Consider the following 19,994-nt stretch of genomic DNA (forward strand, 5'->3'; position numbering starts at 1 on the left):
GCCAGCTGCTGCCAGCTATCAACTGCTTGTGACCACTCCCGGGCACCTTCCCACAATTGGGCAAGCAGTTGGCGGTTTTCAGCACTTTGCTTCATCTGTCCCTTGGCCATGGCCGCTTCCAGCAGACGGGCTCCACGATAAGGCAGCCCTTGCCAGGCATAGAGACGGATCAGCTGATTGCGGGCAGACGCATCATCCATCAGTTTTCTGTCGATAGCTGTTTGCAACAGAGCCAACGCCTGATCGCCACGTTTGGCGGAGAGGTTGAGCGATACCGCCTGTTGCCACCATTTGCTCTCTTTGGGTTCGTGGCTGATCAACTCGGCCGCCTGATCGGCAGCCACGCCATAACGTTGCTGAGCGGTGAGGGCGGAGAGACGAATGATGGCGGCCTGTTTCTGCCAACCCTTCTTCAACAACTGTTCGCTCTGGCTGGCGGCGTCACCGTACTGCTTGTTGTGGTAATAGAGACCGGCCAGACGCAGGCGTAGTGCATCGTCTTGCTTGAGTGCCAGTGCCGCCTTGTAGCTGGCGATGGCACCAGACCAGTTGGATTGCTGGGCCTGAATATCGCCGCGCAGTCGCAGCAGCTGGAGCTGTTGTTGCTCGGGCCACTCTTTATAGGCAAGGGCCTGTTCGACATAACGGCTCGCCTGGGCGGTCTGTTGCAGATTGGCCGCCAGCGAGGCTTGCAGCTGCGCCAGCCAGGCACGCTCGGCATCGCTATTTGGCTTGAGGCCGGACGCCTTGCTCTGGGCTTGTTGCCACTGACCGGACTGATAGAGCTTCATCACGGGTTCAAGCTGACGGGAGAAGTGAGGGCTGACCTCCATCGCCAGACAGGCTTGGCCAACCAGGGCCAGCAGACAGATCCAGATCCGCAACATAGTTATGACTCCAGTTTGAATTTGAGCGTGATGACTTGCACCAGCTTGTCGGTAGCGCCCGGTCTCGGCTGATAGCGCCACTTGTTGATCGCCTGAATGGCCGCCCGCTCGAACTGACGCTTGGGCTTGGCCTCGACCACTTCCACATCTTGCACGCCACCTTCGGCATTCACGCTAAAGCGCAGGGTGACGAATCCTTCGATCCCTGACTGCTGGGCACGATAGGGGTAGACCGGCTCGATCCGTTGCAGCGGCATCAGCATGTCACCTGCGCCGATACCCGCTCCCTGCTGCTGACCGTGGTAGTTGCCACTCAATACCGGTGAGGTACTGGTCGCCACACCGGGGGCATAGACCTGCACCGCGCTGAGGCTGGAGACCAGATCCAGACTCGGCTCAACGGCCGCCAAGGGGGCCGCGGCAGGCATCGGCAGCGGTGTCGAGGCCAATGCCGCGGGAGGCTCTGGCAAAGGTTCAGGCTCCTGCGGCACCGGACGCTCGCGCACCTGCACCTCGGTCACCTCGTTCTGCATATTGATGACGATGGGCTTCTGTTCGCTCGCCACCTTCTCGCCCCGGGGCGGTTCAACCAGCGTGGCCATAAACAGCAGGATGCCCAGACTGAGGGCAATCCCCAGCCCCAGGCTCATCAGCTTGTATTTCATTTTGGCGCCACCGCCACGGCGATATTGGCGATACCCGCCGCCTTGGCCTCATCCATCACCCGCACCACCTTGCCGTGGGGCACCCGCTCATCGGCCTGGATCACCAGACTGGCATCGGGCTGCTCCGCCAGCAGGCGGGCGATGGTGGCCTGTACCCGCTCCACATCGATCTGCTTGCGGTCGAGGAAGATCTGACCCTGAGCCCCAATCGCCAGCATGATGCTGGAGGATTTCTGCGCCTTGGCCTGACTGGCCTGGGGTCTGTGCACCTCGAGTCCGGCTTCACGCACGAAGGAGGTGGTGACAATAAAGAAGATCAGCATGATGAACACGATATCCAGCATGGGGGTCATGTCGATCTGCACTTCGTCACGCTGGCGTTTGGATTGCCGTCTCATTGCATTACCTTCTCTTCTCGCAGGCCGTCCCGGGTCTTGGCCAGCGCACGCTTGGCCTGACTCTCGAGCCGACTGAGTAACAACACGCCGGAGAGCGCCACCACCATGCCCGCCATGGTGGGGATAGTGGCGCGGGAGATCCCGCCCGCCATGCTCTCCGGGTTAAAGCGGTTGGCCGCAGCCAACGCATCGAATACGCCGATCATGCCGGTCACAGTGCCCAGCAGCCCCAGCATGGGGCAGAGCACCACCAGGGTGCGGATGAAGATCAGATGACGGTTCAGTTCCAGCTCCGCCTGTGCCAGCCAGCGGCTGCGGATCGCTCGGGCGTGCCAGCTGTGGCGCTCGCTGCGGGCCTGCCAGCGGCCGAGCAGCTGTTGCTGCAACGGGCCAAAACCCAGATTGAGGTAGAGCAACCGCTCGATCATCAAAATCCACATCAGCACCAGCAGGGCCAGAATGACCCAGAGCACCGGGCCGCCACGGCCCATGAAGCTCTGCAGCTGTTGCCAGATGTCGAGCATCATGCTGCTCGCTCCATCCCGCCGTTATTGCTCTCGGCGCGCTCGGCCAGAATGCCGGCTACCTGCTGCTCCAGTACATTGGAGAGCTCGGTGAAGCGCGATTGCAGCAGGCTGTGGGCCAGGATCAGCGGAATGGCCGCCACCAGACCCTGTACCGTGGTAACCAGCGCCATGGAGATGCCGCCCGCCATGATCTTGGGATCGCCGGTACCAAACTGGGTGATCGCCTGGAAGGTGCCGATCATCCCGGTCACGGTACCGAGCAGACCCAGCATGGGGGCGATGGCCGCGATCACCTTGACCATGCCGATGCCGCGCTCCATGCGAGGAGTCTCCTGCAGGATCGCCTCATCAAGACGCAGTTCGAGGGTCTCCATGCTCAGCTCGGGGTGTTTGTCCGCCACCGTCAGCACCCGGCCGAGGGCGTTGTCGGCGTGATACTCGCCGCTCTTGAGCTGGCGGCGCACCCGACCCAGTTCGCGGGAGAGGCTCCACAGCCGTACCGCAGCGATACCCAAACCGATGGCGGCCAACAGCACGATAATGGCGCCGACCTGACCACCTTGTTGTACCTGCTGCCAGAAGGTAGGCGCCTGTGCCAGCATCGCCAGCAGAGTGCCATGCGAAGGATCCAGCGGCAGCGCTTCCCCTTCCTGACCCTGATAAGCCGCAACGGCAGAGAGCACGCTACCGGGCAGACCCAGTACCGGGCTCAAGCCTTCGGCGGTCGGTTGCAGGAAGCCTTCGCTCCCCAGCAGGGCAAAACTGCCAACCCGGGTCAGCAACTGCTCGCTGGCAGCCCCCTGGGCATCGAGCACCTTGCCGTTGAACTGAGCAATCCGGCCAGATTCGCGGATCTCCTGCAGCAGCGTGGCGGGCAGCAGGGCGAGGGCGGCGCGATCCGGCACCTGTTTATCCTGTGCCATGGCTTTCAGCGGGGCGAGACGCTCCGGGTACTGGCCCTCGACGGAGGATTCGCTCAGCAGCTTGACCGCATCGCTGGCGCCCTGACGGGTGACCGCGAAGATCTCGTTCATGTCGCCGGAGGCTTGCTCCCACTGGGCGTTAAGCTCGACCAGCTGCTTCTCGTTGCTGGCGAACTTGCCAGCCAGCTCCTTGCTCAAGCGCTGGGCCTCGGCCAGTCTGGCGCGGGCAGTGCCGAGCTCCTTGGCAACGGTCGCCAGATCTTGCTGAGCCTGCTGTTCACGAGCCTGTTCCTGCTGCTGCCACTCATCAGCGACAGCGGCATTGGCACCGCAGGAGAGAGCAATAAGGAGGGGGAACCACTTCATGGTGACTCTCATGATTGGGCCTCCTGACTACGGCTGACAGAGAGGGGGACATTGAGCAACTGGGGAACTTTCTTGTCGGCGGCCACATCCATCGCCTCGGCGATAGGGGAGAGCCACTGGCTGTCGAGGGCTTGCCACTGCTTAGACTCGGCAGACCAGCGCCATGCCTGACTGCGATCGGCCGTCATTGCCAGCAGGGAGACCCGACCCAGCGCCAGCACATCGACCCGACGCGGAGCACCATCCAGCTCCAGCTCGGCGGAATAGCTGTCCATCCGGCTGCCGTACTCGGCTTCAATCTGATAGGCCTGCAGCAGCTGACGGAATTTCTCTGCCTCGCTAACGTCTGCGCGGGCCAGGGTCGCTTTCAACTGTTCAACCCGCGCCAGCCGATCTTCCTTGCGCAGCGGAATGTCGTTTTGCACCAGCTGTTCCAGATCTGCCTGCATCTGCAACATCAGCGGGATCAAGCCCTGACGGGTCTCTTGCACCGCTTCCAGCTGCTGGCTCAATTTACCCAGCTCATTTTGCTGATCGGCCACCAGAGATTGCATGTAGCGGTTGTAGGCCTCGAGGTCACGCAGTTGCAGCTGGGCGTTTTGCAGCTCCAGTCGTGCGGCAACGGCGGCATCGGCGGCTTTTTCCACCCGCTGCTGGGAGGCTTTCCCGGCAGCTATGCTGTTCTTGAGGGCGGGAGCAACCAGCTCATCCCCGATGGCAGCAAAGTGGACTGACAGTGGCAGCAGGGCCACACCCCATAATTTGTTCATTGAAATACATCTTACTAATGATAACTATTATCATTATCTCAAATGCAGGGCGGACTGGCAACGAGAGGATTTTCTTGGCCTTTATGCACAAAAACAGGATAATTTTTAAACACGCACGGAATAAGTGGCGCCAATAGCCACCGCACAAATATAAATAACGAGAAAAAATCTTTTCGATCAGTGTGATAGAGATCGAAAAAGGAGAAAGTAATGCTCAACGATGCGATCTGGGAACATATCGACAAGTTCACCAAGGCAACAAAAACCAGCGATATCCAGCAACTGCTGGAGCGCTTCAGTCATCAAATGGGCTTTGATTACTTTCGGCTGCTGATTATTTTCCCCATCAGCATGCAAAAATCCCACGTGGCACTATTCAACAACTGTCCGACCACCTGGTTTGACGCATATAGCGAAAACCAGTATCTGACCCAGGATCCGGTGGTCTATCTGGGGCTGAAACAGACCCAGCCTATCTTCTGGAACAAGCTCGACTGCGACTCGCCCTGGCTGCCCAGCGCCAGCCGCGACGTGATGAACCTGGCCGCCGATTTCGGGGTACGCAATGGCGTCTCCTTTCCGCTGCACACCCCGCAGGGGGAGCACGGCATCCTCTCATTCATCACCAAGGAGAAATCCAACTCCGATCTGATGTTTGAAAATGTTCCGCTGCTGTCGTTCTGCGCCAGCTACATCTTCAACTCCGCGCTGCAACTGATCAAAAGCAGACCGGATATGATGAAATACCTGACCGAACTGTCGGATCGGGAGAAGGAGTGCCTGTTCTGGGCCAGCGAGGGCAAGACCTCCTGGGAGATCGCCACCATCCTCGGCATCAGTGAGCGGACGGTTAACTTCCATCTGACCCAGGTGACCAACAAAACCGACTCGAAGAATCGCAGTCAGGCCATCGCCAAAGGGATCACCAGCGGCATCATAGTGCCCTCCCTCGACGAGGTCACCATCACCAACCTGCGGCTGTCGTAACCCCTCAGCCGAAACAAAAAGAGCCGCAATTGCGGCTCTTTTTCATTTGAGAGAGTGACTTACTCGACGGTCACCGATTTTGCCAGGTTGCGCGGCTGGTCGACGTCAGTGCCCTTGATCAGGGCAACGTGGTAGGAGAGCAGCTGCAGCGGCACGGTATAGACGATGGGGGCGATCATCTCTTCCACATGGTTGAGGTTCATGACCCGCATGGTCTCGTCGCTCTTGAAGCCGGTATCGGCATCGGCGAACACGTAGAGGATACCGCCACGGGCGCGCACCTCTTCCACGTTGGACTTGAGCTTCTCCAGCAGATCGTTGTTCGGCGCCACCACAATGATGGGCATCTCGGCATCGATCAGCGCCAGCGGGCCATGCTTCAGTTCACCAGCGGCGTAGGCTTCGGCGTGGATGTAGGAGATCTCTTTGAGCTTGAGCGCCCCCTCCATGGCGATGGGGTACTGGCTGCCGCGGCCGAGGAACAGGCTGTGCTGCTTGTCGGCAAACTCTTCGGCCAGGGTTTCGATATCCTTGGCCAGTGCCAGGCTCTCTTTAATACGCAGCGGCAGGGCTTGCAGCGCCTTGACCAGTTCGGCCTCGGCGGCGGCGCTCAGGTGGCCACGGCAGTGACCGACCGAGGCCACCAGCATCAGCAGGCCAGCCAGCTGGGTGGTGAACGCCTTGGTGGAGGCCACACCAATTTCTGCCCCCGCGCGAGTCATAAAGGCCAGATCCGATTCACGCACCAGCGAAGAGCCCGGCACGTTGCAGATAGCCAGCGAGCTCATGTAGCCGGATTCCTTGGCCAGACGCAGCGCCGCCAGGGTATCGGCGGTCTCGCCGCTCTGGGAGAGGGTCACCAGCAGGCTGTTGGGGCGCACTACCGATTTGCGATAGCGGAACTCGGAGGCGATCTCCACATCGCAGGAGACGCCAGCGATCTCTTCGAACCAGTAGCGGGCCACCATGCCGGAGTGATAGGAGGTACCGCAGGCAACGATCTGCACGTGTTCGACCTTGTCAAAGATGGCGCGCGCGCCGTTGCCGAACGATTCGACCACCACGTGATCGCTGCCCAGACGCCCTTCCAGGGTGTTGGTGATCGCTTTGGGTTGCTCGTGGATCTCCTTGAGCATGTAGTGACGGTATTCACCCTTGTCACCGGCATCGTGGGAGAGTTCGGACTCCTGCTCTTCGCGCACCACAGCGTTGCCGTTGGTATCGAAGATCTGCACATCGCGGCGGGTCACTTCGGCCACATCCCCCTCTTCCAGGAAGATGAAGCGACGGGTCACCGGCAGCAGCGCCATCTGGTCGGAGGCGATAAAGTTCTCGCCGATACCGCGGCCGATCACCAGAGGTGAACCGGAGCGGGCAACCACCACGCGGCTGTCGTCGCGGCTGTCCATCACCACGGTACCGTAGGCACCGCGCAGCTGCTTCACCGCAGTCTGCATGGCGGCCAGCAGGCTACCGGCGCTCTTCAGCTCGTGATGGACCAGATGGGCAATCACCTCGGTATCAGTGTCGGAGCTGAACACATAGCCCAGCGCCTTCAACTCTTCCCGCAGCTCTTCGTGGTTCTCGATAATGCCGTTGTGCACCACCACGATATGCTCGGAGACGTGGGGGTGGGCGTTGCGCTCGGAGGGCTCGCCGTGAGTGGCCCAGCGGGTATGGGCGATGCCGGTACCACCGTGAACGGACTGCTCGTCGAGCGCCTTGGCCAGCTCGGCCACCTTGCCCAGACGGCGAACCCGCTGCAACGGCTGGTTGGCGCTAAACACGGCCACACCGGCTGAGTCATAACCGCGGTACTCCAGACGGCGCAGTCCCTCTACCAGAATTTCAGCCACATCACGTTGGGCGACAGCCCCGACGATGCCACACATACACTTCTCCTTGAGATGCAAATCGTAAAGTCAGTTGGATGGTTCAGAGCTCGTGTCAGCAAGTGACCGGGGCGCAGATAAGCGTCACCCCCTGGGCTTGAATCTGTTCTCTGGCCTCGCTGGCCAGCCCCTCGTCGGTCACCAGGGTATGGATGCTCGACCAGGGAAGTTCGAGATTGGGGATCTTGCGGCCGATCTTCTCCGATTCGACCATCACAATGACCTCCCGCGACACCTCGGCCATGACCCGCGACAGGCCCACCAGCTCGTTGAAGGTGGTGGTGCCACGCTCCGGGTCGATGCCGTCGGCACCGATAAAGAGCTGGTCGAAGTCGTAGGAGCGCAGCACCTGTTCCGCCACCTGCCCCTGGAAGGATTCGGAGTGAGGGTCCCAAGTGCCACCGGTCATTAACAGGGTAGGCTCATTTTCCAGCTCGCGCAGGGCTCCGGCCACATTGAGGGAGTTGGTCATCACGATGAGGCCGCGCTTGTTGCCCAGCATGGGGATCATGGCGCTGGTGGTGCTGCCGCTGTCGATGATGACGCGGTTGTGATCACGCAGCCGCTCGGCCGCCGCACGGGCAATGGCTAACTTTCGGTTCGAAACTTGCTCAGGGTTGACCTCGACCACCATCTCACTCGGCAAAGGGACAGCACCACCGTAACGGCGCAGCAGCAGACCGCCGGTCTCCAGTACCGCCAGATCTTTACGGATAGTCACTTCGGAGGTAGAAAAGTGTTTGGCGAGGGCGTCGACGCTCACTTCACCCTGCTCTTGTACCAGGGTCACTATGGTGTGTCGGCGTTGTTGAGTATTACGTTTGGTCATTTTTAAGTTTCGATTCGAAAGAACATCGAAATATTAGCCCCTTTTTCGGAAAAATAAAACAGCAAATAGGATCCGATTTGGTTCGATGCCAGAATGGGGTGCCAATTTGCGACGAGGATGCCATGCAAAAGAGAGTCATCTGGCTGGTGGAGGATGAGGCCAGCATCGCCGACACCCTGATTTACGCCCTGCAGACCGACGGGTTCGAGGTGGAGTGGTTCATGCTGGGCCAGCAGTTGCTGACACGACTGGAACAGACGCGACCCGACTTCCTGATCCTCGATGTGGGGCTGCCCGACATCAGCGGCTTCGAACTCTGCAAGCAGGTGAGGGCGCTGACCGATATCCCCCTGATGTTCCTCACCGCCCGCAGCGAGGAGATAGACCGGCTGATCGGGCTGGAGATCGGTGCCGACGACTATGTGGCCAAACCCTTCTCGCCACGGGAAGTGTGTGCCCGGGTGCGGGTCATCCTGCGCCGCAGCCAGCCCGTCGCCCCCCAGCCCAGCGCCCTGCTGGTACTGGATGAGGAGCGGGCCCGCATCCATTTTCGCGGCCAACCGCTGGCCCTCACCCGCTACGAATATCTGCTGCTCAAGACCCTGATGCAGGCGCCGGGGCGGGTCTACTCCCGCCAACAGCTGATGGACCTGGTGTGGCAGGATGCGGAGGAGAGTCTGGATCGCACCGTCGATACCCATATCAAGACCATCCGCGCCAAGCTGCGCGAACATGATCCCGAGGCCAACCTGATCCTCACCCACCGCGGGCTGGGCTACAGCCTGGAGCTGGCATGAGACTCGGACTGCAACTGCTGTGCGGCCTGCTGCTGATCTTCGCGCTGGCCGCCTGGTTCGTGCTGGAGATCTTCGTCGAGGAGATAAAACCGGGAGTGCGCAGCGCCACCGAGGATACTCTGGTAGACATGACCCAGCTGCTGGCACCGCTGGCGCTCGATGATCTGAAAGAGGGCAATATGATGAACGGGCGGTTGGCCAGCGCCTTCGCCCGCCTCAACCAGAATCCCATCAATGCGATGATCGATGGCCACCTCAAGCAGCAGGCGGAGTACCGCATCTATGTCACTGACCAGAAGGGCATGGTGATTTACGACTCCGACGGCACGGATCTGGGCAAAGACTATTCCCGCTGGAACGATGTCTACCGCACTCTGCGCGGCCAGTATGGCGCCCGCAGCACCCGCACCGATCCCGACGATGCAGCCAGCTCGACCATGTATGTGGCGGCGCCGCTGCGGGAAGGGGCCGAGATCATCGGCTCCCTCACCGTCGCCAAACCCAATCGCACCCTGATGCCTGCCATCGAGCGCGGGGAACAGGAGCTGCTGCGGGCCGGCGGCCAGATGCTGCTCATCTCGCTGCTGATCGGCAGCCTGCTGGTGTGGTGGCTCAACCGCGCCATCGGCAAGCTGGTGCACTACGCCGACTCGGTCAGCAAGGGGGAGGCGGCACCGCTGCCGCAGTTGCACACCGTCGAGCTGGATCGGCTCGGCCGCTCGCTGGAGACCATGCGCCACCAGCTCGATGGCAAAAGCTACATAGAAGCCTATGTGCACAGCCTGACCCACGAGCTGAAGAGCCCGCTGGCCGCTATTCGCGGGGCAGGGGAGATTTTGGCCGAAACGCCGCCCCCCGAAGTTGCCAAACGCTTTATCGGCAACATCAATCAGGAGAGTGCCCGCATGCAGCAGCTGATCGAGCGAATGCTGCAACTGGCGCGGCTGGAGTCGGGGCAGGGGCTGGATCGCCAGTCGGTGGAGCCAGCGAAACTGGGCAAGCGCACCCTCGATGCCCGCCAGATCATCGCCCAGCGCCGTCAGGTCGAGTTGGTGGCCGAGCTGGCCAGCGCGCCGAAACAGAAGTGGGATCCGCTGTTGGTGGAGCAGGCCATCGGCAACCTGTTGGATAACGCCATCGACTTCTCTCCCGCCAACGGGCAAGTCACCCTGAGCGGCAGCCAGCAGGAGGAGGGCTACTGTTTTCGGGTCACCGACAGCGGCCCCGGCATTCCCGACTACGCATTGCCGCGCATCTTCGAGCGCTTCTACTCCCTGCCGCGCCCCGACAAGGGCAAGAGCAGCGGTCTCGGGCTCAGTTTCGCCCATGAGGTGGCCCACCAGCATGGCGGCCGTCTGACCCTGAGCAACCGGCCAGAGGGAGGCGCGCTGGCGGAACTCTGGCTGCCATTCACCTAGTCCCCCCGCAACTTCACATTCCCCACACAAAGCGGCATTAGACTGCCGCTTTCTCTCATCCATTTGCTCAAGGAAATGCTATGTCCCGCCTGCTTCTCTCCAGCCTGCTGGCTGCCGGTCTGCTCGCAGCCCTGCCAGCCTCCGCCGCCAGCGGCTGCTTTCTCTATGCTGACGGCAACGGCCAGACCCTCTCCAGCGAAGGGGACTGCTCCAGCCAGCTGCCGCCCGCGTCCACCTTCAAGATCCCGCTCGCGCTGATGGGTTACGACAGTGGCTATCTGGTTGATGAAGAGCATCCGGCACTGCCTTACAAGCCGAGCTATGACGGCTGGCTACCCGCCTGGCGCGAAACCACTACCCCGCGCCGCTGGGAAACCTACTCGGTGGTCTGGTTCTCCCAGCAGATCACCGAATGGCTGGGGATGGAGCGCTTCCAGCAATACGTCGACCGCTTCGACTACGGCAACCGGGATCTCTCCGGCAATCCGGGCAAGCATGATGGTCTGACCCAGGCCTGGCTCAGTTCCAGCCTCGCCATCAGTCCGGAGGAGCAAGCCCGCTTCCTCGGCAAGATGCTGAGCGGCAAGCTGCCGGTCTCGGCGCAGACCCTGCAGTACACCGCCAATATCCTCAAGGTGAGCGAGATCGACGGCTGGCAGATCCACGGCAAGACCGGCATGGGCTACCCGAAGAAGCTGGATGGCAGCCTCAACCGCGATCAGCAGATCGGCTGGTTCGTCGGCTGGGCCAGCAAACCGGGCAAGCAGCTGATCTTCGTCCATACCGTGGTGCAAAAGCCCGGCAAGCAGTTCGCCTCCCTCAAGGCGAAAGAAGAGGTGCTGGCCGCCCTGCCCGGAAAATTGAAGACCCTGTAATCCCTCCAGAAACCGGCGCAATGCCGGTTTTTTTATCCCCCTTCACCACCACTTCACACAAGCCCATCACCCCTTCACGTCGGGCAGACAAACTCGCTCCATCCAACAAGGAGACGTGTCATGGTCAAACAGATATTCACCCACAAGATCTTTCTGCTGCTGTTGCTCAGCCTGCTGTTAATGATGCCGGTGCAATCCATCATGGAGCTGAACCGGGAGCGTCAGGCTTACCGCAGTCAGGCCATTCACAGCATCATGGCCAGCAGCAGCGGCCCGCAACGACTGATGGGGCCTATTATCGTGCAGCCCTATACCCGTTCGGTGACGGTCGAGCAGGAGGGCAAGCGCTTCGTCCGTCAGGAGCAGATCTACCGCTACCTGCTGCCGGAGCAACTGGATATCAAGGCCAACATGGAGGTCACCCCGCGCAAGCTGGGCATCTATCAGGCGCAGGTCTACCAGACCCAGCTCACCCTCTCGGGCTACCTGCCTACCCGACAGAGTCTGCTGGATAATGCGAACCCACCGCTTGATGAAGCGGCCGAGCTGGTGGCGGGCAAACCCTACCTGAGCCTGGTGCTCTCCGATGCCCGCGGTATCAACAGCGTCCCCGAACTGCAACTCGGCACACAGCGGATCCCGTTTGCCCCCGGCGCCCGCCTAGGTGACGCGCTCGCGGGTATCCATGCTCCGCTCGACAGCCTGCCGCAACAGGATGGCACCTTTCATCTGGAGCTCAATCTGCAGGGGATGAACACCCTCGACATAGTACCGCTGGGCAAGGAGAGCACCCTGTTGCTGGCGGGCAACTGGCCCCATCCCAACTTTATCGGCGACTTTCTGCCGGGCAGTCGCACCCTGAGCCCGCAAGGGTTTGAGGCCAACTGGCAAACCAGCTGGTTCGCCAGCGACATGGAGACCCGCTTCAACCGGATGATGAACGGGGGCGATAGCAATCTCTCCACTTTCAGCGTCAGTCTGGTGCAGCCGGTGGATCACTATCAACTCAATGAGAGGGCGGCCAAATATGCCCTGCTGTTTATCGGCCTCACCTTTATCAGCTTCTTCATGTTCGAGCTGCTCAAGGGGCTGAGGGTTCACCCGATCCAGTACGCGCTGGTGGGCATGGGGCTGGCTATCTTCTATCTGGTGCTGCTAGCCCTGACCGAACACCTCGGCTTTGGCTGGGCCTATCTGGTGGCCGCACAGGCCAGCGTACTGCTCAACGGTTTCTACCTCAGTCATGTGCTGGGTGGCCCGAAACAGGGGATCGGCTTCGCAGCGCTGCTCGGGCTGGTCTATGCCATCCTCTACAGCCTGCTGCAGGCCGAAGAGATCGCCCTGCTGCTCGGCGCCCTGCTCTTGTTCGCCACTCTGGCACTGATCATGATGCTGACCCGCAAGCTCGACTGGTATCAGGTGATGGACTACAGCGCACCCGCGACCACATGGGCGGCCCCCCAGTCATCGACCAGTGACACCAACCATCAGTCATAAGCCCAAAAAAACCGGCGCCATCAGGCGCCGGTTCTATTTTATTGATCGGGCATCACTTCTTCTTGACCGGACGAGCCCAGTTCTTGATGTGACGCTGGGGTACCCGGGTTATCACGAGTTCATTTTCACCCACGTCCTTGGTAATAGTAGAGCCGGCACCCAGGGTGGCACCCTTGCCGATGCGAACAGGCGCTACCAGTTGGGTATCAGAACCGACGAACACATCGTCCTCGATGATGGTCTGGAATTTGTTGACCCCGTCGTAGTTGCAGGTGATGGTACCGGCACCGATGTTCACCCCGGCACCGATCTCGGCATCACCCAGATAGGTCAGATGACCGCACTTGGAACCAACCCCAAGACGGGCCTTCTTCATCTCGACGAAGTTGCCAACGTGCGCATCCTGCTCCAGAACCGCCCCCGGACGCAAGCGGGTAAACGGACCCACTGAGCACTGTTCTGCCACCTGTGCACCCTCGATGACCGAGTAGGGTTTCACCTCGGTGTGATCGCCAATGACACAATCTTTCAGTACGCAACCGGCTCCGATACGAACATGATTGCCGAGAGTCACCTTGCCCTCAATGATGACGTTTGCATCAATAACAACCTCTTCACCAATTTCCAAAACCCCACGCAAATCAAAGCGTGCGGGGTCGATCATGGTTGCGCCTGCAATCATCAGTTTCTCAGCCTGCATCTGCTGATAGCTGCGCTCAAGTTGGGCCAATTGCACCCGATTGTTGGCCCCTTCAACTTCAGCGGCACGCTCTGGATGCACAGCGGCAATCGGGCAATTATCGCCGTGAGCCATGGCGATCACATCCGTCAGATAGAACTCACCCTGGGCATTCTTGTTGTCGAGACGAGACAACCATTGACGCAACTGGCCCCCATTGGCCACCAGCACGCCGGTATTCACCTCACGGATCGCCAGCTGTTCGGCATTGGCATCCTTCTGCTCGACGATACCGACTACCTGACCATTTTCACGGACGATGCGGCCATAGCCGGTGGGGTTGTCCAGTACCACGGTCAGCAGTGCCATCCCGTTTTCAGCCTTGGCAGCCAGCAGTCGCTGCAGGGTCTCTGGCTGGATCAGCGGGGTATCGCCGTAGAGCACCAGCACATCGTCTTCATCCTTCCAGAACGGGATGGCCTGGGCGACGGCATGACCGGTCCCCAGCTGCTGCGCCTGCAGCACCCAGTTCACATCGGCCGCCACGATCCGCTCTTTCAGCAGCTCGGCACCGTGGCCATAAACCAGATGCAACTGCTCGGCACCGACCTGACGGGCGGTATCGATCACATGGGAAACCATAGGTTTGTTGGCTACCGGGTGCAGTACCTTGGGCAGGGAAGAGCGCATACGGGTACCTTTACCCGCAGCCAGGATCACGACGTTGAGAGACATGACTTCGACCTTGAACTTGTGTGGAAATACTCGGCGGAGTCTATCGAACGGGTAAAAAAAAAGCGACCCGAAGGTCGCTTTTTACATCACCGTTATTAGCGGTAATTCTTTTTGACGATATCGATGACTCGCAGTTGAGCCATCGCCTTGGCCAGCTCGGTGGCGGCCTGGGCGTAGTCGATATCACCATGGGAGCTGTGGATCCGCTCTTCGGCTGCACGCTTGGCTTCCTGGGCTTTCGCCTCATCCAAGTCGTCAGCACGAATCGCGGTGTCCGCAAGCACGGTCACGGATTCAGGTTGTACTTCCAGCATACCGCCGGAGATGTACAGCACCTCTTCAGTTCCGTTCTGCTTCACCAAGCGGACCAGGCCCGGCTTGATGGCAGTCAGCAACGGAGCATGACCGTGGCGGAGACCCAACTCACCTTCGGAGCCTGATACCTGAGCGGATTGCACGCGACCGGAAAACAGTTTTCCTTCGGCGCTCACCACGTCCAGGTGAAAGGAGATCATCTCTGCCATGGGCCCTCCTGTCGAGGCTTACAGTTTCTTGGATTTCTCGACGACTTCGTCGATACCGCCAACCATGTAGAACGCCTGCTCGGGCAGATCGTCATACTCGCCTTTCAGGATGCCCTGGAAACCACGGATGGTCTCTTTCAGCGGCACGTATTTACCCGGAGAACCGGTAAACACTTCTGCTACGAAGAACGGCTGGGACAGGAAACGCTCGATCTTACGGGCACGGGCTACGGTCAGTTTGTCTTCTTCTGACAGTTCATCCATACCCAGGATGGCGATGATGTCCTTCAGCTCTTTGTAGCGCTGCAGTACGGTCTGAACGCCACGAGCGGTCTCGTAGTGTTCTTTGCCAACCACCAGCGGATCCAGCTGACGAGAGGTAGAGTCCAGCGGGTCAACGGCCGGGTAGATACCCAGTGCCGCGATTTGACGGGACAGTACGACAGTCGCATCCAGGTGGGCGAAGGTGGTCGCCGGAGACGGGTCAGTCAAGTCATCCGCAGGCACGTAAACGGCCTGTACGGAGGTGATGGAACCAGTCTTGGTGGAGGTGATACGTTCTTGCAGAACACCCATCTCCTCGGCCAGGGTCGGCTGGTAACCTACTGCGGAAGGCATACGGCCCAGCAGTGCGGATACTTCGGTACCGGCCAAGGTGTAACGGTAGATGTTGTCCACGAAGAACAGCACGTCACGACCCTCGTCACGGAACTTCTCAGCCATGGTCAGGCCGGTCAGCGCAACGCGCAGACGGTTTCCGGGCGGCTCGTTCATCTGACCGTAAACCAGAGATACTTTGTCCAGTACGTTGGACTCCATCATCTCGTGGTAGAAGTCGTTACCCTCACGGGTACGCTCACCTACACCGGCGAACACAGAGTAACCACTGTGCTCGATCGCGATGTTACGGATCAGCTCCATCATGTTTACGGTTTTGCCTACACCGGCACCACCGAACAGACCAACCTTACCACCCTTGGCGAACGGGCATACCAGGTCGATAACCTTGATGCCTGTTTCCAGCAGATCGTTACTGTTGGACTGATCTTCGTAGCTGGGGGCAGCGCGGTGGATAGACCAGCACTCTTCTTCACCGATCGGACCTTTTTCGTCGATTGGCTCGCCCAGTACGTTCATGATCCGACCCAGAGTCGCAGTACCGACCGGAACCTGGATGGATTTACCGCTATTCACTACTTCCAACCCACGACGCAGACCGTCGGAGGAGCCCATGGTGATGCAACGAACGACGCCGCCACCGATCTGTTGCTGAACTTCCAGCACCAGACCCTGGCCTTGACCTTCGCTAACGACCTTCAGTGCATCGTACACCTGGGGCACGGCATTCTGCGGGAACTCGATGTCCACCACAGCGCCGATGATTTGGACGATGAAACCGTTACTCATGTCAAATCCTCTAAACCTTTGATAACCCTTGCCTTACACCGCAGCAGCACCGGATACGATCTCTGTCAGCTCCTGGGTAATACTGGCCTGACGGGCCTTGTTGTATACCAGTTGCAGATCGTTAATCAGGTTACCGGCGTTGTCAGTCGCGGCTTGCATGGCAACCATTCGGGCTGCCTGTTCACTTGCCAAGTTTTCCACTACACCCTGGTAAACCTGAGATTCGACGTAGCGAACCAGCAGGGTATCCAGCAGCTTCTTGGGATCCGGCTCATAGAGGTAATCCCAGTGGTGTTTCTTGGCGAGCTTGCTGTCTTCAGTTACGGGCAAAGGCAGCAGTTGATCGACCCGTGGTTGCTGCACCATGGTGTTGACGAACTTGTTGTACACCAGATACAGCTTGTCAATCTCACCGTTGTCGTAAGCCTTCAGCATGACCTTGACTGAACCAATCAGGTCATTGACGCTCGGACTATCGCCCAGTCCTGCGACATGAGCTTTAACCTTGGCGCCGTGCCGTTCAAAGAAGTTGGAGGCCTTGTTACCGATCAGTGCCAAGTCAACCTTGGCACCTTTCGCGCTCCATTGCTTCATATCATTGAGGGCAGCCTTGAACAGGTTGATGTTCAGACCACCACACAGGCCACGGTCGGTGGAGACGACGATGTAACCCACTCGCTTGACCTCACGTTCGATGAGGTAGGGGTGCTTGTATTCCAAGTTCCCCTGAGCGATATGGCCGATCACCTTGCGCATGGTTTCAGCGTACGGACGGCTGGCAGACATGCGTTCCTGCGCACGGCGCATTTTGCTTGCTGCCACCATTTCCATAGCGCCGGTGATCTTCTGAGTGTTTTTCACACTCCCGATCTTGTTACGTATCTCTTTTGCGCCGGCCATCTCTTACTCTCCATCAAGTGGCAGCTCACGCTGCCACACACGCTTACCAGGTCTGGGTTGCTTTGAAGCTATCCAGCAACGCAGTCAGCTTGCCAACGATCGCGTCGTTGTAGTCGGCTTTGGCATTGATTTCAGCCATCAGCTCGGCATGCTGGGTATTGGCGTAAGAGAGCAGAGCGGCTTCGAAGTCGACGATTTTGTTCAGCTCGACATCGGAGAGATAGCCTTTCTCGGCGGCGAACAACACCAGAGACTGGTGAGCCACGCTCAGCGGAGAGTACTGCTTCTGCTTCATCAGCTCGGTCACTTTCACACCGTGATCCAGCTGCTTGCGAGTCGCCTCGTCCAGATCGGAAGAGAACTGGGCGAATGCCGCCAGTTCGCGATACTGGGCCAGCGCGGTACGGATACCACCGGACAGCTTCTTGACGATCTTGGTCTGAGCAGCACCACCTACACGGGATACGGAGATACCCGGGTCAACCGCCGGACGAATACCGGAGTTGAACAGCTGTGAAGTCAGGAAGATCTGACCATCGGTGATGGAGATCACGTTGGTCGGAACGAACGCAGATACGTCACCCGCCTGGGTTTCGATGATCGGCAGCGCGGTCAGAGAGCCGGTCTTGCCTTTCACTTCACCCTTGGTGAACTTCTCTACGTACTCGGCGTTAACGCGAGCAGCACGCTCCAGCAGACGGGAGTGCAGATAGAAAACGTCACCCGGGTAGGCTTCACGTCCTGGCGGACGGCGCAGCAGCAGGGAAATCTGGCGATAAGCTACGGCCTGTTTGGACAGGTCATCATAGATGATCAGCGCGTCTTCACCGCGGTCACGGAAGTACTCACCCATGGAGCAACCGGCATACGGAGCCAGGTACTGCAGAGCAGCCGCTTCGGAGGCAGAGGCAACAACCACGATGGTGTTGGCCAGGGCGCCGTGCTCTTCCAGCTTGCGCACCACGTTGGCGATGGTGGAGGCCTTCTGGCCAATCGCAACGTAAACACACTTAATGCCGGAATCTTTCTGGTTGATGATGGTGTCGATCGCGATGGCGGTCTTACCAACCTGACGGTCACCGATGATCAGCTCACGCTGGCCACGACCGATAGGGATCATGGCATCGATGGCTTTCAGACCGGTCTGGACCGGCTGGTCAACAGACTTACGCTCGATAACGCCCGGTGCGATCACTTCGATCGGCGAGAAGCCGTCGTTGTCGATCGGACCTTTACCGTCGATCGGCTGACCCAGGGTGTTCAACACCCGGCCCAACAGACCACGACCTACCGGCACTTCCAGAATGCGGCCAGTACCTTTTACTTTCATTCCTTCTGACAGACCGTCATAGGAACCCATAATCACCGCACCGACGGAGTCACGCTCCAGGTTCAATGCCAGAGCGTAGCGGTTGCCCGGCAGCTCGATCATCTCACCCTGCATGGCATCAGCCAGGCCGTGAATACGAATGATACCGTCGCTCACAGAGACGATAGTACCTTCGTTACGCGCTTCGCTCTTTACATCAAACTGCGCAATGCGCTGCTTGATCAGCTCGGCGATTTCAGTGGAATTCAGTTGCATGCTCTAATACCCCAATCAAGATTGCAGCGCGTCAGCCATGCGATCCAGCTTACCGCGGACTGTGCCGTCGATTACCAGATCACCGGCCTTGATGAGCACCCCGGCCATCAAGGACGCATCGATGCTGCAATTCAGCTTCACTTTGCGCGCGAGACGTTGTTCCAGAGAAGCCTGAATATTGGCTTTCTGCTGGTCGGTCAGTTCGATCGCCGAAATCACGTCAGCCTGAACCTCTTTATCCAGTTCAGCTTTGAACGCTACAAATTCAGCAACGACTGCCGGCAGCACACCCAAGCGACCATTCTCGGCCATCACCCGGATCAGGTTCTGGCCATGCACGTCGAGTTGCTCACCACAGACACCGACAAACAGTGTTGCCAGCTCGGCGGCGGCTACAGAGCCGTTTACCAGATTGTGTATGGTCTCGTTTTCCGCTACTTGCGCAGCGAAACCGAGCATACCCAGCCACTGGTCAACCGCCTTGTGCTCAACGGCAAACTCGAAAGCAGCCTTGGCGTAGGGGCGAGCGATTGTAGTCAGTTCAGACATAGCCCCGTTCCCGTTACAGTTCTGCTACCAGTTTGTCGACGATGTCGCTGTTGGCAGCCTGGTCGATTTGACGCGCCAGGATCTTCTCTGCACCAGCAATGGCAAGAGCAGCAACCTGCTTACGCAGTTCTTCTTTGGCACGATAACGTTCAGCTTCGATCTCGGCACGGCCCTGAGCCAGGATTTTCTCCCGCTCGGCCTGGGCACCGACAGTCGCCTCATCAATGATCTGGGCCTTGCGTTTATTGGCCTGTTCAATGATTTCAGCAGCCTGCAGCTTGGCTTCCTTCAGCTGATCGACGGCATTGGCCTTGGCCAAATCCAGATCTTTCTTGGCTCGTTCGGCAGAAGAGAGGCCGTCAGCAATAGCTTTCTGACGGGCTTCGATGGCTGCAATCAGCGGCGGCCATACGAACTTCATGCAGCACCAGACAAAAATAATGAAAGCAATTGTCTGGCCAAGGAGGGTGGCGTTGATACTCACAACCAAGACCTCTCTATGTGAAATTTAAAAAGAAAGTGACAACAACCGCATCACTTATCAGGCTGCAACACCGAAGATCAGGTACAGAGCCATACCAACCACGATCATCGGGATCGCATCAACCAGACCCATTACGATGAAGAAGTTGGTACGCAGGATAGGCATCAGGTCAGGCTGGCGAGCAGCACCTTCCAGGAACTTGCCACCCAGCAGAGAGATACCGATAGCGGCACCGACAGCGGCCATACCCAGCATGATTGCAGCGGCGAAGTAAATCATTTCCATCTTTATATTCTCCAA

At 59.1% G+C, this 19,994-nt stretch carries 21 protein-coding genes (1 of these 21 cut by a window edge); 5 read left to right on the forward strand and 16 right to left on the reverse strand.

The annotated features are described in order from the left end of the window. The 6 genes in view from ACTG2G_RS10825 to ACTG2G_RS10850 are tightly spaced (at most 2 nt apart) and all read right to left on the reverse strand, a layout consistent with a single transcriptional unit that may run on beyond the window. Positions 1-887 carry the 5' portion of a hypothetical protein gene (locus tag ACTG2G_RS10825; RefSeq protein WP_021230421.1) on the reverse strand. The gene continues 292 nt to the left of window position 1, outside the view, so 887 of the gene's 1,179 nt are visible here — the first part of the coding sequence; the start codon lies at positions 885-887; its stop codon lies beyond the left edge, outside the window. A gap of 2 nt (positions 888-889) precedes the next feature. Continuing rightward, the gene (locus ACTG2G_RS10830) at positions 890-1,552 is read right to left on the reverse strand and encodes an energy transducer TonB (protein WP_139732756.1); all 663 of its coding nucleotides are present in this window, start codon (positions 1,550-1,552) and stop codon (positions 890-892) included. Beyond that, positions 1,549-1,950 carry an ExbD/TolR family protein gene (locus ACTG2G_RS10835; protein ID WP_005339369.1) on the reverse strand — a complete coding sequence of 134 codons (402 nt, stop codon included), beginning with the start codon at positions 1,948-1,950 and terminating at the stop codon, positions 1,549-1,551. Before ACTG2G_RS10835 ends, ACTG2G_RS10830 begins: the two co-directional genes overlap by 4 nt. Further along, positions 1,947-2,477, reverse strand: coding sequence for a MotA/TolQ/ExbB proton channel family protein (locus ACTG2G_RS10840; RefSeq protein ID WP_005339367.1), 531 nt, complete (start codon positions 2,475-2,477; stop codon positions 1,947-1,949). Before ACTG2G_RS10840 ends, ACTG2G_RS10835 begins: the two co-directional genes overlap by 4 nt. Further along, on the reverse strand, positions 2,474-3,778 hold the full coding sequence (locus tag ACTG2G_RS10845) for a MotA/TolQ/ExbB proton channel family protein (protein WP_439985419.1): 1,305 nt from the start codon (positions 3,776-3,778) through the stop codon (positions 2,474-2,476). The genes ACTG2G_RS10840 and ACTG2G_RS10845 overlap by 4 nt, the downstream gene beginning before the upstream one ends. Next, the gene (locus ACTG2G_RS10850; protein WP_005339362.1) at positions 3,775-4,536 is read right to left on the reverse strand and encodes a DUF3450 domain-containing protein; all 762 of its coding nucleotides are present in this window, start codon (positions 4,534-4,536) and stop codon (positions 3,775-3,777) included. The genes ACTG2G_RS10845 and ACTG2G_RS10850 overlap by 4 nt, the downstream gene beginning before the upstream one ends. A 210-nt stretch (positions 4,537-4,746) precedes the next feature. Here ACTG2G_RS10850 and ACTG2G_RS10855 point away from each other — a divergent pair, with 210 nt between their 5' ends. Further along, positions 4,747-5,523, forward strand: a complete 777-nt coding sequence (locus tag ACTG2G_RS10855) for a helix-turn-helix transcriptional regulator (protein WP_005357256.1) — start codon at positions 4,747-4,749, stop codon at positions 5,521-5,523. A gap of 59 nt (positions 5,524-5,582) precedes the next feature. On the opposite strand, the gene glmS is transcribed toward ACTG2G_RS10855, so the two are convergent. Continuing rightward, a complete protein-coding gene (glmS, locus tag ACTG2G_RS10860) occupies positions 5,583-7,415 on the reverse strand; it encodes a glutamine--fructose-6-phosphate transaminase (isomerizing) (protein ID WP_421336550.1) in 1,833 nt (610 codons plus the stop codon). Positions 7,416-7,470: 55 nt separating this feature from the next. Beyond that, a complete protein-coding gene (locus tag ACTG2G_RS10865; protein WP_005355851.1) occupies positions 7,471-8,244 on the reverse strand; it encodes a DeoR/GlpR family DNA-binding transcription regulator in 774 nt (257 codons plus the stop codon). 122 nt (positions 8,245-8,366) lie between these two features. Here ACTG2G_RS10865 and blrA point away from each other — a divergent pair, with 122 nt between their 5' ends. From blrA to creD, 4 genes are all read left to right on the forward strand, one after another. Continuing rightward, positions 8,367-9,041: a beta-lactam response regulator transcription factor BlrA gene (gene blrA / locus ACTG2G_RS10870; protein WP_033138557.1), complete on the forward strand. Its 675-nt coding sequence runs from the start codon at positions 8,367-8,369 to the stop codon at positions 9,039-9,041. Next, positions 9,038-10,459 (forward strand): beta-lactam sensor histidine kinase BlrB, encoded by a 1,422-nt coding sequence (blrB, locus tag ACTG2G_RS10875; protein WP_439985420.1) that lies wholly within the window; start codon positions 9,038-9,040, stop codon positions 10,457-10,459. Before blrA ends, blrB begins: the two co-directional genes overlap by 4 nt. An 80-nt stretch (positions 10,460-10,539) precedes the next feature. Then, the gene (gene blaOXA, locus ACTG2G_RS10880) at positions 10,540-11,334 is read left to right on the forward strand and encodes an OXA-12 family class D beta-lactamase (RefSeq protein ID WP_219594924.1); all 795 of its coding nucleotides are present in this window, start codon (positions 10,540-10,542) and stop codon (positions 11,332-11,334) included. Positions 11,335-11,454: 120 nt separating this feature from the next. Next, the gene (gene creD, locus ACTG2G_RS10885) at positions 11,455-12,831 is read left to right on the forward strand and encodes a cell envelope integrity protein CreD (RefSeq protein WP_429204844.1); all 1,377 of its coding nucleotides are present in this window, start codon (positions 11,455-11,457) and stop codon (positions 12,829-12,831) included. Positions 12,832-12,883: 52 nt separating this feature from the next. Here the strand turns inward: creD and glmU are convergent, their stop codons facing one another. The 8 genes from glmU to atpE all read right to left on the reverse strand — a co-directional run bounded on the left by glmU (position 12,884) and on the right by atpE (position 19,979). After that, a complete protein-coding gene (glmU, locus tag ACTG2G_RS10890; protein ID WP_439985421.1) occupies positions 12,884-14,245 on the reverse strand; it encodes a bifunctional UDP-N-acetylglucosamine diphosphorylase/glucosamine-1-phosphate N-acetyltransferase GlmU in 1,362 nt (453 codons plus the stop codon). 95 nt (positions 14,246-14,340) lie between these two features. Continuing rightward, on the reverse strand, positions 14,341-14,769 hold the full coding sequence (locus ACTG2G_RS10895) for a F0F1 ATP synthase subunit epsilon (RefSeq protein WP_005339345.1): 429 nt from the start codon (positions 14,767-14,769) through the stop codon (positions 14,341-14,343). A gap of 18 nt (positions 14,770-14,787) precedes the next feature. Further along, positions 14,788-16,176, reverse strand: coding sequence for a F0F1 ATP synthase subunit beta (gene atpD, locus ACTG2G_RS10900; RefSeq protein WP_005339344.1), 1,389 nt, complete (start codon positions 16,174-16,176; stop codon positions 14,788-14,790). 33 nt (positions 16,177-16,209) lie between these two features. Beyond that, positions 16,210-17,076 carry a F0F1 ATP synthase subunit gamma gene (gene atpG, locus ACTG2G_RS10905; protein WP_005339343.1) on the reverse strand — a complete coding sequence of 289 codons (867 nt, stop codon included), beginning with the start codon at positions 17,074-17,076 and terminating at the stop codon, positions 16,210-16,212. 43 nt (positions 17,077-17,119) lie between these two features. Next, a complete protein-coding gene (atpA, locus tag ACTG2G_RS10910; RefSeq protein WP_005339342.1) occupies positions 17,120-18,661 on the reverse strand; it encodes a F0F1 ATP synthase subunit alpha in 1,542 nt (513 codons plus the stop codon). Between the two features lie 15 nt (positions 18,662-18,676). Further along, entirely contained in the window at positions 18,677-19,210 is a 534-nt protein-coding gene (gene atpH / locus ACTG2G_RS10915) for a F0F1 ATP synthase subunit delta (protein ID WP_439985422.1), read from the reverse strand. Between the two features lie 13 nt (positions 19,211-19,223). After that, complete coding sequence (atpF, locus tag ACTG2G_RS10920; protein WP_439985423.1) at positions 19,224-19,694, reverse strand: F0F1 ATP synthase subunit B; 471 nt, start codon at positions 19,692-19,694, stop codon at positions 19,224-19,226. Between the two features lie 57 nt (positions 19,695-19,751). After that, the gene (atpE, locus tag ACTG2G_RS10925) at positions 19,752-19,979 is read right to left on the reverse strand and encodes a F0F1 ATP synthase subunit C (protein ID WP_370881544.1); all 228 of its coding nucleotides are present in this window, start codon (positions 19,977-19,979) and stop codon (positions 19,752-19,754) included. Positions 19,980-19,994 lie beyond the last annotated feature (15 nt).

It is taken from the genome of Aeromonas sp. 55A (genome assembly GCF_051919665.1).
In the GTDB taxonomy this organism is placed as follows: domain Bacteria; phylum Pseudomonadota; class Gammaproteobacteria; order Enterobacterales; family Aeromonadaceae; genus Aeromonas; species Aeromonas veronii.